The sequence below is a fragment of the Bacillus salipaludis genome, assembly GCF_004358205.1.
This window is the reverse complement of the sequence record NZ_SMYO01000009.1, coordinates 175,939-188,870: the sequence shown is the minus strand read 5'-3', so window position 1 is coordinate 188,870 and position 12,932 is coordinate 175,939. Positions and strand designations below refer to the sequence as shown.

Here is a 12,932-nt window from a genome sequence, read left to right as displayed (position 1 = left end):
GAGATTTTTAAATGGCAACAATTACGGATTTGAATGCTGAAAAACACTTATTACCAATGGATTGGGGCGGAATTCAATGGCTCTGTGGCCAGGATATTGATCCAGAATGTGAAATGACATTTGGAATGGTATATATAAACGCCGGGGAAGCCAATGATCGTCACGTCCACCCAAATTGTGAAGAATTAATCTTCGTGTTATCCGGAGAGTGTGATCATACCCTTGGGGACGAAACCTATCATCTTAAGCCTGGAATGATGTTGCGAATCCCGAGAAATGTACCACATAATGCCACTGTTACTAGCTGGGAACCTTGTAGAATGATCATCGCCTATTCAGCACCAGCCCGTCAGACAATCGGTGAATAATAGTTTAATAAAGGGTGAAGAGGGGAGAAACAATGGAACCAATTAAATTTAATTATGAGTATTCCAATAAGATTAGGGTTGGGTTTATTGGATGCGGAGCCCATGCATTCCGAAATGTTTACCCAACGTTTGATTATGCACCAGTTGACTTAGTTGCTGTTTGTGATTTAAACCAAGATCGAGCTGAAATCTATAAAAAAAGATTTGGAGCAGAAAAAGCTTATACAGATTATAAAGAAATGTTGAAAAAAGAAGATTTGGATGCTGTTTTTGTTGTCTTAAATTTTGATCAAAATGGTCACCCTCTATATCCGAAAATTGTTCCAGATATTTTGAAGGCGGGACTGCCTGCATGGATCGAAAAGCCAGTTTCCTATACTGCGAGAGAAGCAGAAGAATTAATCGAGTTAGAAGAAAAAACAGGTCAGTTTGTTCTTGTTTCAAATAAACGTTATTTTTATCCAACGTTTGTCAAAGCCAAAAAGATTCTTGAGAGTGAGCTATTTGGAGAGCCGGTATCCATATCAGGGAGATACCCGCTTACTTTGTCCCCATTTCAAGAGGAGCTTTGCGAACGAACTGGTTTACATTGGTTTTTAGATATCTGTCACCCAATGTCCGGCATTCATTATCTCATGGGTGAAGTAAAGGAAATGCTTTTCATTGAGCACCAACCAAGTGGAAACGTTCAGACACTTCTCTCATTTAAGTCAGGTGCGGTTGGAAATCTGGAGCTACCTTCCACTCAAGCAGATACGAGTCCTCTTGAAAGATATGAAGTGATAGGAAATAAGCAGAATGTTGTCATTGATAACGGAATGAGGCTGTCCTACTATAAGGGATCAAAAGGCAGTGGAGAATATGGGAAGGCCCCGTCCTTTATTGGTGATAATCCGACGGATGGTCCAGTACATTGGGAGCCGGAGTTTTCTTTAGGGCAAATTTATAATAAAAACCTATTTCTGCAGGGAATGGTTCAAAGCGTCAATCACTTTTCCAATGCAGTATTAAATGGCAGGAAAATTGAACGGGCAACATTAAAGGATTCTCTACATTTAACCAAAATCTTTGAGGCATACAAAAATAATCGCTCTGGAAAATGGATCACAATTGAATAACAGGAGGGTAAAAAATGAATTTGAGTATTTTTACGGATATGTTAGGCTGTGAGTCATTTGAAGAGGCACTTCAACATGTTAAGAATTTGGGGTTTGTCAACATTGATTTAAGAGGAAAATTAGACGGTTCTACAATCGATAATATTCCCTTAGATAAAGCTAGAAAACTAAGTTTACAAATCGAAAAGGAAAATCTAAAGGTTAGCTGTTTAAGTTCTTGGTCTGTCAACCCATGTACCTTCTCCGGGGAACCATCTTATCGGAACGATGACGAAAATCATCATAAACAAATGAGTACCGTTTTAAATCGATTATTTGATTTAGCTGATATATTTAATACCTCGTATATAAGAATTTATTCATTATACCGCCAAGAGGATTTCAATCTATTATCGGATGAAGAAAAGCAACGACAGTATAAACATAATGCAGAAGTTTTACTAAGACATGCAGAACATGCAAAAAATCGAGGAAAAATCTTATTGGTTGAAAATGAACCCCCTACCTTAACGAGTAATTGTGAAGAATTAGGGATTCTGATGAAATACACAAATCATCCTCATTTAAAAATTAATTGGGATATTGTCAATGGCTGGCGAGCAGGGGAATATCCAACCTTGGAAAAATATGAACCTATTAAAAGGTCTATCTATCAAACCCATTTAAAAGGAGCTTCACGCTTATCAAATTCAATCACAAAAGAAAACCCATATGGCTTGTTTGGTAATTTTGCTATTGCAGGCAAAGATGACTTTGATCATGAATCTATTATGAAGGCGCTTGCAGAATATGACCCACAGGCAATTTTAACGATTGACACCCATTATCCGTCCTTTTACCAGCAAGATAAACTCGGTGAGGTAGAAGTTGTTCGCCGTACCAAAGAATATTTCGAGATTGTTCTAAAAAAGGAGGGAGCTCATGAGTAAGAAAGTTGTTTTAGTTGGTTCACTTGATACGAAGGAAAAAGAATTTTTATATGTAAAAGAGATTATTGAAGAATCGGGCCACGAAACCTTACTAATCAACACTGGTGTTTATGAGTCTTCTACTGTTGGTGACATTCTTAATAAAGAGGTTGCATTAGCTGGAGGTTCTTCAATTGAAGAACTAAGGAATAAAGAAGATCGTGGATTTGCGGTTGCAGTTATGACAAAGGGAGCAAATGCAATTGTAAAGAAATTAGTAGATGAAGACCGTGTTGCAGGTGTTTTTGGAATGGGAGGAACGGCTGGAACAACTGTTGGAGCAGCTGCCATGAAAAATGTACCGGTTGGAATACCAAAACTTATTGTTTCCACTGTTGCTTCAGGAAACACCAGACCATATGTTGGTGAAAAAGATATTATGATGTTGTATTCGATTGTAGATATTGCAGGAATTAATAGTTTATCTGCCCGAATCCTTCGGAATGCTGCAAATGCCCTCAGTGGGATGGTAAAAGGAAATTCCATTACTGCTGTGAATGAAGAAAAGCCAATGATAGGGGCTACCATGTTTGGAGTTACCACACCATGTGTGAACAAGACGAGAGAAATTTTAGAAAAGAATGGTTTTGACGTTCTTGTCTTTCATGCTACCGGAGCAGGTGGGGATGCGATGGAAAATTTAATAAACGATGGATTTATTCAGGGTGTGGTTGATATTACTACTACTGAGTTGGCCGATGGACTTGTTGGCGGAATTTTTTCTTCAAGTGAACAGCGTTTAGAAGTAGCAGGTGCTATGGGAATTCCTCAAGTTGTTTCAGTAGGCGCCCTTGATATGGTGAATTTCGGTCCTTCTGAAACAGTACCGGAAAAATTTAAAGATCGGAAATTCTATCAACATAATCCCACCACTACTCTTATGAGGACAACAGTGGAAGAAAACTATTTATTAGGTGGAATACTAGCACGGAAATTAAGTAAGAGTCATTCACCAACAGTTGTTATCTTTCCAAAGGGCGGGGTGTCATTATTAGACAGGGCTGGTCAGCCATTTGATGGCATGGAAGAAAGGGAAGCTTTGTATACTGGTATTAAAGAGAACTTAGCACCACATATTACATTTTTAGAAGTGGAAGAGGATATCAATGATTCTCGTGTTTCTAGTTTAATAGCTAACCAATTATTGGATTTACTAAAAACAAAAATAGGTGGTGTCAAAAATGCGAATTCCTAGAGAGGAAGTATTATCTCGTTTAAATAAACAAATTGAAAACAATCAAGTCATTATCGGCGGGGGTGCGGGAACAGGTTTATCGGCAAAAAGTGCAGAAATGGGCAGAATTGATCTTATTATCATCTATAATTCAGGCCGCTATCGGATGGCTGGCCGTGGTTCATTAGCAGGCTTAATGCCATATGGAGACGCCAACCAGATTGTGGTAGAAATGGGACATGAGGTATTACCGGTTGTGAAGAATACCCCTGTTTTGGCGGGGGTTTGCGGCACAGATCCATTTAGAGACATGGATTACTTTTTAAAACAATTGAAGGAATTAGGATTTTCCGGTGTGCAAAACTTCCCAACTGTAGGATTATGCGATGGGCAGTTTCGCCAAAACTTAGAGGAAACCGGCATGGGCTATGATCTGGAAGTGGAAATGATTAAAAAGGCGCATGCTCTGGGATTAGTGACTTCCCCATATGTTTTTAATGAAGATGATGCTGTGAAAATGGCAGAGGCAGGCGCTGATATATTAGTAGCCCATGTCGGTTTAACAACAAAAGGGGCCATTGGTGCGAAAACTGCTATCGATATTGATGGTGCCGTCAATCTGGTACAGCGGATTCATGATGCAGGTAAGAGAGTGAATCCAAATATTATTGTTTTGTGTCACGGTGGTCCTATCTCCGAACCAGAAGATGCCGAATATGTTTTAAGTAAAACCAAAGGTGTTTCAGGATTTTTTGGAGCCTCCAGTATTGAACGTCTTCCGACTGAATTGGCTATTTCGGGGCAGGTTAAGAAGTTTAAGGAGATTAATAAAAATAAAATCTATTCATAAAAAAAAGGCGGCAGGGTTACCTGTCGCTTTGGTTTTTAATAATTCAATTTAAAAAGCAAGAAAAGAGATTGGAGGAGACTTTTTTTATAAAATAACTTAAGAAAGAAAAGACCTCTGCAACTTGTAGGAAACTAAAATTCATAGAAGAAATATTGGACAGATGATTGCGTCATCTGTCCCTCTTTAATTTGTATCTTTTTATTTTAGTTCGATTTAGATAATAGGATAATACTGCTCATATCTCGGATTATAGTAATAAGGCGGCCTCGGTCCAATTTTTGGCATTTTAAAAGAATATGGATTCGCATTGTATATCAGTTTTACCTTTTTATCAGAATGTTCTACTAACAAGAGCATGACTTCCCGACTGAAATAATATGATTACTTTGTAATCATGTCGGCATCCAGTTTCAGCAATTAAGCCTGCTTGATATTACGGATGAGCAGTTTGATGATACATTTAAGGTAAATATCTACTCCCATTTTTATACAACTCGTGCCGCCCTCCCTTACTTAAAGGCAGGCAGCTCCATCATTAATACTGCCTCGGTTGTCGCATATTATGGAAGTGATCAATTGATGGATTACTCGGCGACAAAGGGGGCAAACGTTGCGTTTACACGCGCATTAGCACGAAATTTAATTGACAAAGGTAAGGGTAAATGCTATTGCACCTGGACGTATATGGACACCCCACATACCAGCCAGCTTTTCGGCTGATCAGGTAGCACTGGCAGAAAACCCAATGAAGCGCCAAGGCCAGCCGTTTGAGGTTGCTCCAACGTTTGTTTATCTAGCCTCTGATGATTCCCGTTTTTGAAACAGGTCAAACACTTCATGTCAACGGCGGGCAATTGATTGCATCTTAAAAACATCTAGGGAAGGACCAAGGGGAAACTTAGCGGACAGTTCTTGTTGCTTTTTTAGTTCAAAAGTGGCCGCAAGAACCGTCCCCATGGCACTCCAGTTTCTTTGAAATCTTTTTTAGTGAAAGGCTGTGTTAAAGAACAATGTTGATTTTTTGAACAGCGTTGATTGGAGCGGAAGGTGCGAGACTCCTCGAAAATGCTAACGCATTTCCTTCGTGCGTGGGTGGATTCAAGGAAGAAATTCAGTGTCCTGCGGGAGCAGCGGGACAGGTAGACCCCACAGGCGCTTAAGCGCCGAGGAGGCTTACCGCCCGCCCCGCGGAAAGCGAGCATCCTGGAGTGGAAATCAACAACTAAGTTTAACAGAGCTTTTTAGTAAAAATAAAAACAGGAAAGTAAATAGCATTTTTTAATTGCAAAAACACCGGAAGATACCTTTCAAGAAAAAAATCCGGCCAAAAAGAGAAGCCGGATTTTTTAAGTCTGTTTTACTTCTAACCTTCGTGCAATGAGTGACAAAGCATAATTTACAATAAAGTACATCAACGCCAAAATGATAAAAACAGGTATCACATACGATCCTTTTTGGGCGTAAATAATTTGTCCGTTGTGTAATAAATCCGGCAGGGCAATGACGACTGCCAGGGATGTATCTTTAAGCAGAGAAATAAATTGACTGACAATAGGGGGAACCATTCGTCTCAAAGCCTGGGGCATGATGATATAGCGTAATGTCTGGATATAGGTCAGTCCGGACGAACGTCCTGCTTCAATCTGGCCTTTTTCGATAGAGTTTAATCCGCTTCGGATAATTTCTGACAGCATGGCCGATTCAAAAACGGTCAATGCTGCGATCGCTGCAGTGGTTATTTCCATCTCAATTCCGATTTCGGGCAATGCAAAATAGGTAAAGAAAATGATCAGCAGCAAGGGAAGGTTACGAATCGTCTCGACAATGAAAGCAAGAACGGGTGAAACAACGGGAATCCGCGCATATCTGAGGGTGCCAATAAGACCGCCAATAACAAAACTGAGGACAATCGAAATGGCCGCGACCTTAAGAGTGACCCCAAATCCTTCCAATAAAAATTTAAAATTGTCCAGTGTATATACTTCAGTGAACGGTGCCAGAAAATCCACCCTTTTATGCACCTCCTACATGACTGCGAGCCATGCGTTTTTCTAAATACCCTACACCAAGGCTTAAAGGAATGGTTAACAATAAATAAAATAGGGCAACAAACACATAGGTATCAAAGGTTACGTAGGTTTTTGCTGAAATTAAGTCCCCCTGATACATTAAATCCCCGCCAGCGACGACGGCTAACAATGATGAATTTTTAACTAAATTGATAAATTGATTGCCGAGAGGAGGGATGACAATTTTAATCGCCTGGGGTAGGATAACCATTCTCATTGCCTGGCCGTAACTCAACCCAGTCGAGCGGGCCGCCTCCATTTGGCCTTTTGGAACCGACAAAATTCCAGCACGGATGGCTTCGGCAATGAAAGACGCCGTATAAATGGTCAATCCTATTGTTCCTGCCACCATCCCGCCAAAGTTTCCAACCAAGTAGGTGAAAAAGATGATAACGAGTACCGGTATATTACGGAAAAATTCAACATAGGACGTACCGAGCCAGTTTAGTAGTTTAAAGGGGCCAATTCGCATCACTGCAATCATTGTTCCCAAAAGGAAGCTGCATAGTAATGCAATTAAACTAGCAATTAGGGTTATTTTTAATCCTTGCAAAAATGAATCGATATTAATGGTTAAAATCGAGAAATCCACAAGCGATCTCCTCCTAATGAATCAGGATGAGCTGGATTGTAAACGTACAAACTTACAACTGCCCATCCTGACTTGAAACCTGTTAAAAAGGGATTATTTTTTTATCCATTTATTCTTTATTTCATCGTACTTTCCTGAATCCTTCAGGCTTTTTAATGCTTTATTCAACGCATCGACAAGATCTTTATTGCCTTTTTTAACAGCGATACCATAAGGTTCTTCCGTGAACGTTCCACCAACCAGTTCATAAGATGGATCTTCTTCTGCCATTCCATAAAGGATTGAATCATCTGTGGTCAAGGCATCACCCTTACCCGCCTTTAAGGCTGTAAAGGCCTCCGCATAGTTTTCGAATTCTAGGACTGTTGTTTCAGGGGCTTTTTCACGAATATTGATCGTCGATGTGGAGCCTTTAACTGCAAGCACTTTCGTCCCTTTTTTCAAGTCTGCAATGCTATGAATCTTGCTGCCTTTTTTCACAAGCAAAGATTGTCCCGCATCAAAATAAACATCCGTAAAGTCTACTTCTTTTTTTCGTTCATCCGTGATGGTCATTGTCGCGACAACGGCATCAACCTTGCCATTATTAAGGAGTCCAACCCTTGTTTTCGATGTAACCTCTACATACTCAGGTTTAACATCCTTTCCAAACATTTCTTCTGTAAGAGCTTTGGAGAGATCAATATCGAAACCTTCTACCTTACCCGTTGAAGGATTTTTCAATCCAAATAAACGCGTGTCATATTTAACTCCAAATACGATTTTTTTATCTTCCTTAATCTTGGCAAGTACATCCTTGCTGCTGCCTTTCGAGTCCTTGTCCCCGCCGCAGCCGGCAAGAAGCAGGGCAGCCATTGTTGATACGACCACCATTTTTAATAAATTTTTTGTTTTGAACATTTCCTTTCCCCCTATTAATTAATGATTTAATATACGGCTGAGAAATAAGCGAGCCCGTTCTTCACGTGGGTTCTCATAAAAATCAGCCGGAACTGCTTCTTCTAATATTTGTCCTTCATTCATAAATACGATTCGGTCGGCCACCTCTCTGGCAAAGCCCATTTCGTGAGTGACTACGACCATCGTCATGCCTTCCTTGGCAAGGGCCTTCATAACATCTAGAACCTCCCCAATCATCTCGGGATCAAGTGCCGAGGTCGGTTCATCGAAAAGCATGATTTCTGGTTTCATTGCAAGGCCGCGGGCAATGGCAACACGCTGCTGCTGGCCCCCGGAAAGCTGAGAAGGATAAGAAGCGGCTTTATCTAATATCCCTACCTTATCGAGATAGTGTTTTGCTGTATTCTTCGCTTCTTTTTCGGTTAGGTTCAATACTTTCATAGGAGCAAGAGTTATATTTTCATGCACCGTTTTGTGGGGATATAAGTTAAAGTGCTGAAACACCATTCCAATATTACGCCTTAGTTTATTGATATCTGTTTTTTTATCTCCTACAGATATCCCATTTACGGTGAGTGTACCGTCAGAGATTGATTCCAGACGATTAATACAGCGCAGCAAAGTACTTTTCCCTGAACCGGAGGGACCTATTACGACTACAACTTCACCTGGATTGATTGTGAGATTAATATCTTTTAAGACATGAAAATCACCATAAAACTTATTTACTTGTTTAAATTCAATCATTCTTAACCTCCTGATCCAATACCTCAAAGTTATGTAAAATACTTTTGGTAAATTTTAGAATCATTTAAAGTATATTCCTAATTTGTTTTAATAAACCAGGACCATTTACTTGTTTTTTTAGGATTATAAAATAGTAGACTAGGTAATCTAGTATAGATTACCTAAGTATTACTCCGATTTACTGTATAAGACATACATTTCTTACTCCAATAAGTAGAGTAGTATAAATGAGTATCAAGTATGGGCCAATTTAGCATAATTCCCCTTTGATTAAATAAAATGGATTGGAGAGTTTTATCATGTTTAATTTAATTTGAACTTTCAACAGCTCTCAATTGTAAAGAACGATTTTGATTTTATACAGGAAGGGGGATTTTATGGATGTCGTAAGTTTAGACCCGTATTTACATGTGCGTACTGCGAAAAATCCAGAATACGCTCCTGGTGGTAACAAGTTACGCTTTATTGCTGATTATACGGGTGTACCTCAAGTATGGGAGCTAAATCGAGGTGAAGGCTGGCCTGCCCAAGTCTCTTTTACACAGGATAGAATAACCCTTATTAAGTATGTAACCGGTACATCTAATGTAATTATTGGGATGGATATGAAGGGAAATGAAAATGAGCAATTACACTTACTAAAGAAAGATAATAAACTAATAGAGCTGACAAATTCACCAGAACATATCCATCGTTATGGCGGAAGCTCCCCTGATGGAAAATGGATTGCTTGGTCTAGTAATCGTCGGCATCCAGCTTATTTTGATCTATACATTCAAAATCTGGAAACGCTAGAAATCCGTCTTGCTTATTCGGATAATGGGCTATTTGCATCCCTTACATGGGCCCCAGATGGAAATTCGCTATTAATTGAGAAAATAAATGCACCTCTTGATAATGATTTGGGTATACTTGACCTTTCAACTGGGAGCGTGAACTGGTTAACAAACCATTCAGGAGAAGCAAGCTTTATAGATGCCCATTTTAATAAGGACGGAACTCATCTCTATTTATTATCCAATAAAGATAGAGAATTCTTTGGGCTTGCCTGTATTAACTTAAAAACAAAATATTTCGATTGGATGGAGCTTGGAGAGTGGGATTATGAAAATCTAGAAATGAGTCATGATAAAGAAAAGCTTGCCTATACGATAAATGAAGGGGGAATTTCCAAAGGGATCATTTTAGACTTAAACACAAGCGAACTTTATTCATGGAAGACACCAGTTGGTGTGATATCAAAAATGAAATTTTCCCCTGATAATCAAAAACTGGCCTATGAATTTAATGGTCCAGCCTATCCACCCGAAATATGGGAACTGGATCTTAAGAGCATACAAGCTGAGAGGCTTACATATGTTTCCCGATCACCAGTTCTCAAGGATAAGTTGATCGAACCGGAAATCATAACCTTTCACTCTTTTGATAAACTTCAGATTCCAGCATTTTACTACCAACCAAAAAATATCACTAAAAAACTGCCTGTTGTTCTTTATCTTCACGGGGGGCCAGAGAGCCAAAGCCGTGCTGTTTATAACTCGATCCATCAATACCTATTAAATCTAGGGTTTGCTGTTTGTGTACCAAACTTCAGGGGCAGTACAGGCTACGGAAAGACGTACACCCATCTTGATGATGTCCAAAAAAGAATGGATGCTGTAACGGATCTGGTTTATATAGTTAAGTGGCTAAAGACAAATCGAAACATAGATTTTGAAAGAATTGCCATAATGGGCGGCAGCTATGGCGGGTTTTTGGTTCTTGCTGCCATTAGCCATTTTCCTCAGTATTGGTCTGCTGCCATTGATATTGTAGGAATGTCAAGTCTTAGAACATTCCTCGAAACAACAAGCCCCTGGCGTAAGAAGCAGAGGGAGGCTGAATATGGAACAATAGAAAGAGACGGAAAATTTTTTGATAGAATTGATCCATTGAATCATACAGATCGAATCACTTGCCCGCTAATGGTTCTCCATGGGGAAAATGATCCCCGTGTCCATATAAAAGAATCCGAGCAAATGGTGACGAAATTAAAGGATCGAAATCACCAAGTTGAATTTATTCGGTTTGAAGATGAAGGCCATAAATTCGAAAAACTTAAAAATAAAAGTACTGCCTATAAAGAAATGGTACAATTTCTCATTCGGCATATTGGTGAGTGATTTCTCAGCTTTAAATAAGGAGAGTGCAGATTCCCATTTGAATCTACTCTCCTTATTTAGCTTGTTTTATGAGCGGAAAAAGGGAGCATAAAACCACCAATTCAATCAAAAAAAATATAAAACTTGGATGTAGTTTCTATTAAGCTACAAAAATTTCGAGAAAAAAATGTTAAAAAAGGTTTAAACGATTGAAAAGGGGGTAAATCATAATCAAGGTCGCAACAATTGAGGGAGGTATAATCGATGGACTTTTTGAAAACTGCAGAAAATACCTCAGAAAACAGACAGAGCTTGCACAAGATTGTGCAAGCTCATTTTCAGTTAGAACCGGCAGGATTTATCTGTTTTTTGGGATTATTGAATATATGATATACTAAATGTATAGGTTTAGGAGGGATTATCATGGAGCAGCTAGATTATATTGTTGAATACATACGAACAAATCGAGACCAACTGGTTAAAGAGTGGAAAGATAAACTCGTCAGCCTGGGTGAAGAAAAAACGGACCAAAATTATGCGAGTTTTTGTAATGAATATATTAATATACTGCTATCTCATTCCATGAACGAAGAAGAAGGGAAAATAGCTGTGTTTGCTCAGAGATTAGTAGAATTTGGCTGGACATTAACTTCTATTATAGATAGTGTCTCTGAATTCGGAAAGATTATTTTCTTTCATATCACTGGGAACGCTTCAGAAAAGAAACAAGTTGAGTTTGTTTGGGGTTATGATCAGCGGATTAGTCCGATTAACAACCGATTGTTTAACCAATACGCATCCTCTTGGCAAAAAACGGTCTCTCAGCAGAAAATTGCCCTGCAAGAGTTATCCGCACCGCTCATTCCCGTTTTTGATAATATTTCCGTCATGCCTCTTGTAGGAACAATAGATACAGAGCGAGCGAAAAAGATTATGGAGAATTTGCTGGAAGGTGTTGTCAAGTTTCGATCACAAGTGGTGTTAATTGATATAACAGGAGTCCCTGTTGTCGATACGATGGTGGCCCACCATATTATACAAGCTTCGGAAGCAGTAAGATTAGTAGGTGCACAATGTATTATAGTAGGGATAAGAGCAGAGATTGCCCAAACGATTGTTACTTTAGGAATTAACTTAGATCAGGTTATGACAAAAAGCAGCCTGCAAAAGGGGATTTTAGCCGCATTAGAAATGACCAATCGAAAAATCGTATCAATGGAGGATTAAGAATGGCTGTCAATATACCAATTCTAAAATTATATAATTGCCTGCTTGTTTCCATTCAGTGGGAGCTAGATGATCAAACGGCATTACAGTTCCAAGAAAATTTGCTTCAAAAAATACATGAAACCGACGCAGATGGTGTCGTAATCGATTTAACATCTGTCGATATGATCGATTCGTTTATTGCAAAAGTGCTCGGTGATGTCATTAACATGTCTAAACTGATGGGAGCAAGAGTCGTTTTGACCGGTATTCAACCGGCTGTAGCGATTACACTAGTTGAACTCGGAATACACCTTCAAGATGTCCGTACAGCATTGGATTTAGAAAAGGGGTTAGAAAGATTACAGCGGGAGTTGGAGGAGTGAGCATGGAGAACGAATCCTATGTAAAAATAATATCAGAATGGGATATCGTTGAAGCTAGGCAACTAGGAAGAAATATTGCCAAAGAGCTTGGATTTGGAACAGTTGATCAGGCAAGGATCACAACAGCGATTTCTGAGTTAGCACGAAACATCTATTTATATGCGGGAGAAGGAGAAATCCATATTGAATGTCTCCGTAAATTTGGAAGAATCGGTTTAAAAGTGACTGCCATGGATCAGGGGCCAGGTATTCGGGATATTCGAAAAGTGATGGAGGATGGATATTCCACATCAGGAGGCTTAGGAGCTGGGTTACCGGGAGTGAGACGTTTAATGGACAACTTTGATCTCATCTCGTCACCCGGAAAAGGTACGACGATCCAGGTGGAGAAGTGGCTGCGTTAGGAGTGAGAG

Annotated in this window: 13 protein-coding genes and 1 pseudogene; 10 read left to right on the top strand and 4 right to left on the bottom strand. The window is 39.4% G+C overall.

The features are described from left to right. The first annotated feature begins 11 nt into the window (after positions 1-11). From E2K98_RS19735 to E2K98_RS19710, 6 genes and pseudogenes are all read left to right on the top strand, one after another. On the top strand, positions 12-368 hold the full coding sequence (locus E2K98_RS19735) for a cupin domain-containing protein (protein WP_133337107.1): 357 nt from the start codon (positions 12-14) through the stop codon (positions 366-368). Between the two features lie 32 nt (positions 369-400). Then, positions 401-1,486: a Gfo/Idh/MocA family protein gene (locus E2K98_RS19730; RefSeq protein WP_133337105.1), complete on the top strand. Its 1,086-nt coding sequence runs from the start codon at positions 401-403 to the stop codon at positions 1,484-1,486. Between the two features lie 14 nt (positions 1,487-1,500). After that, entirely contained in the window at positions 1,501-2,415 is a 915-nt protein-coding gene (locus E2K98_RS19725) for a sugar phosphate isomerase/epimerase family protein (RefSeq protein WP_133337103.1), read from the top strand. Further along, the gene (locus E2K98_RS19720) at positions 2,408-3,649 is read left to right on the top strand and encodes a Tm-1-like ATP-binding domain-containing protein (RefSeq protein WP_133337102.1); all 1,242 of its coding nucleotides are present in this window, start codon (positions 2,408-2,410) and stop codon (positions 3,647-3,649) included. The genes E2K98_RS19725 and E2K98_RS19720 overlap by 8 nt, the downstream gene beginning before the upstream one ends. After that, positions 3,636-4,478 (top strand): phosphoenolpyruvate hydrolase family protein, encoded by an 843-nt coding sequence (locus E2K98_RS19715; RefSeq protein WP_133337100.1) that lies wholly within the window; start codon positions 3,636-3,638, stop codon positions 4,476-4,478. Before E2K98_RS19720 ends, E2K98_RS19715 begins: the two co-directional genes overlap by 14 nt. A gap of 381 nt (positions 4,479-4,859) precedes the next feature. Continuing rightward, positions 4,860-5,347 (top strand): annotated as a pseudogene (locus E2K98_RS19710) (SDR family oxidoreductase); the annotation flags it as partial. Between the two features lie 477 nt (positions 5,348-5,824). Here the strand turns inward: E2K98_RS19710 and E2K98_RS19705 are convergent. The 4 genes from E2K98_RS19705 to E2K98_RS19690 form a co-directional block, all read right to left on the bottom strand. Beyond that, a complete protein-coding gene (locus E2K98_RS19705; RefSeq protein WP_372512766.1) occupies positions 5,825-6,451 on the bottom strand; it encodes an amino acid ABC transporter permease in 627 nt (208 codons plus the stop codon). A 40-nt stretch (positions 6,452-6,491) separates the two neighbouring features. Further along, positions 6,492-7,139, bottom strand: a complete 648-nt coding sequence (locus E2K98_RS19700) for an amino acid ABC transporter permease (protein WP_208025393.1) — start codon at positions 7,137-7,139, stop codon at positions 6,492-6,494. A gap of 93 nt (positions 7,140-7,232) precedes the next feature. Further along, positions 7,233-8,039, bottom strand: a complete 807-nt coding sequence (locus E2K98_RS19695) for a transporter substrate-binding domain-containing protein (RefSeq protein WP_133337096.1) — start codon at positions 8,037-8,039, stop codon at positions 7,233-7,235. Between the two features lie 18 nt (positions 8,040-8,057). After that, the gene (locus E2K98_RS19690; protein ID WP_133337094.1) at positions 8,058-8,786 is read right to left on the bottom strand and encodes an amino acid ABC transporter ATP-binding protein; all 729 of its coding nucleotides are present in this window, start codon (positions 8,784-8,786) and stop codon (positions 8,058-8,060) included. A gap of 377 nt (positions 8,787-9,163) precedes the next feature. Between E2K98_RS19690 and E2K98_RS19685 the strand changes: the two genes are divergently transcribed. From E2K98_RS19685 to E2K98_RS19670, 4 genes are all read left to right on the top strand, one after another. Then, the gene (locus E2K98_RS19685) at positions 9,164-10,948 is read left to right on the top strand and encodes a S9 family peptidase (RefSeq protein WP_133337092.1); all 1,785 of its coding nucleotides are present in this window, start codon (positions 9,164-9,166) and stop codon (positions 10,946-10,948) included. A gap of 402 nt (positions 10,949-11,350) precedes the next feature. After that, positions 11,351-12,154: an STAS domain-containing protein gene (locus E2K98_RS19680; protein ID WP_133337090.1), complete on the top strand. Its 804-nt coding sequence runs from the start codon at positions 11,351-11,353 to the stop codon at positions 12,152-12,154. 2 nt (positions 12,155-12,156) lie between these two features. After that, a complete protein-coding gene (locus tag E2K98_RS19675; protein WP_133337088.1) occupies positions 12,157-12,519 on the top strand; it encodes an STAS domain-containing protein in 363 nt (120 codons plus the stop codon). A 2-nt stretch (positions 12,520-12,521) separates the two neighbouring features. Then, the gene (locus E2K98_RS19670) at positions 12,522-12,923 is read left to right on the top strand and encodes an anti-sigma regulatory factor (RefSeq protein WP_026572865.1); all 402 of its coding nucleotides are present in this window, start codon (positions 12,522-12,524) and stop codon (positions 12,921-12,923) included. Positions 12,924-12,932: the final 9 nt, after the last annotated feature.

Coding starts and splice junctions, on each gene's coding strand:
- E2K98_RS19725 (WP_133337103.1), top strand. CDS start 1,501: ATGAATTTGAGTATTTTTACGGATATGTTAGGCTGTGAGTCATTTGAA.
- E2K98_RS19680 (WP_133337090.1), top strand. CDS start 11,351: ATGGAGCAGCTAGATTATATTGTTGAATACATACGAACAAATCGAGAC.
- E2K98_RS19685 (WP_133337092.1), top strand. CDS start 9,164: ATGGATGTCGTAAGTTTAGACCCGTATTTACATGTGCGTACTGCGAAA.
- E2K98_RS19735 (WP_133337107.1), top strand. CDS start 12: ATGGCAACAATTACGGATTTGAATGCTGAAAAACACTTATTACCAATG.
- E2K98_RS19695 (WP_133337096.1), bottom strand. CDS start 8,039: ATGTTCAAAACAAAAAATTTATTAAAAATGGTGGTCGTATCAACAATG.
- E2K98_RS19720 (WP_133337102.1), top strand. CDS start 2,408: ATGAGTAAGAAAGTTGTTTTAGTTGGTTCACTTGATACGAAGGAAAAA.
- E2K98_RS19715 (WP_133337100.1), top strand. CDS start 3,636: ATGCGAATTCCTAGAGAGGAAGTATTATCTCGTTTAAATAAACAAATT.
- E2K98_RS19670 (WP_026572865.1), top strand. CDS start 12,522: ATGGAGAACGAATCCTATGTAAAAATAATATCAGAATGGGATATCGTT.
- E2K98_RS19690 (WP_133337094.1), bottom strand. CDS start 8,786: ATGATTGAATTTAAACAAGTAAATAAGTTTTATGGTGATTTTCATGTC.
- E2K98_RS19675 (WP_133337088.1), top strand. CDS start 12,157: ATGGCTGTCAATATACCAATTCTAAAATTATATAATTGCCTGCTTGTT.
- E2K98_RS19730 (WP_133337105.1), top strand. CDS start 401: ATGGAACCAATTAAATTTAATTATGAGTATTCCAATAAGATTAGGGTT.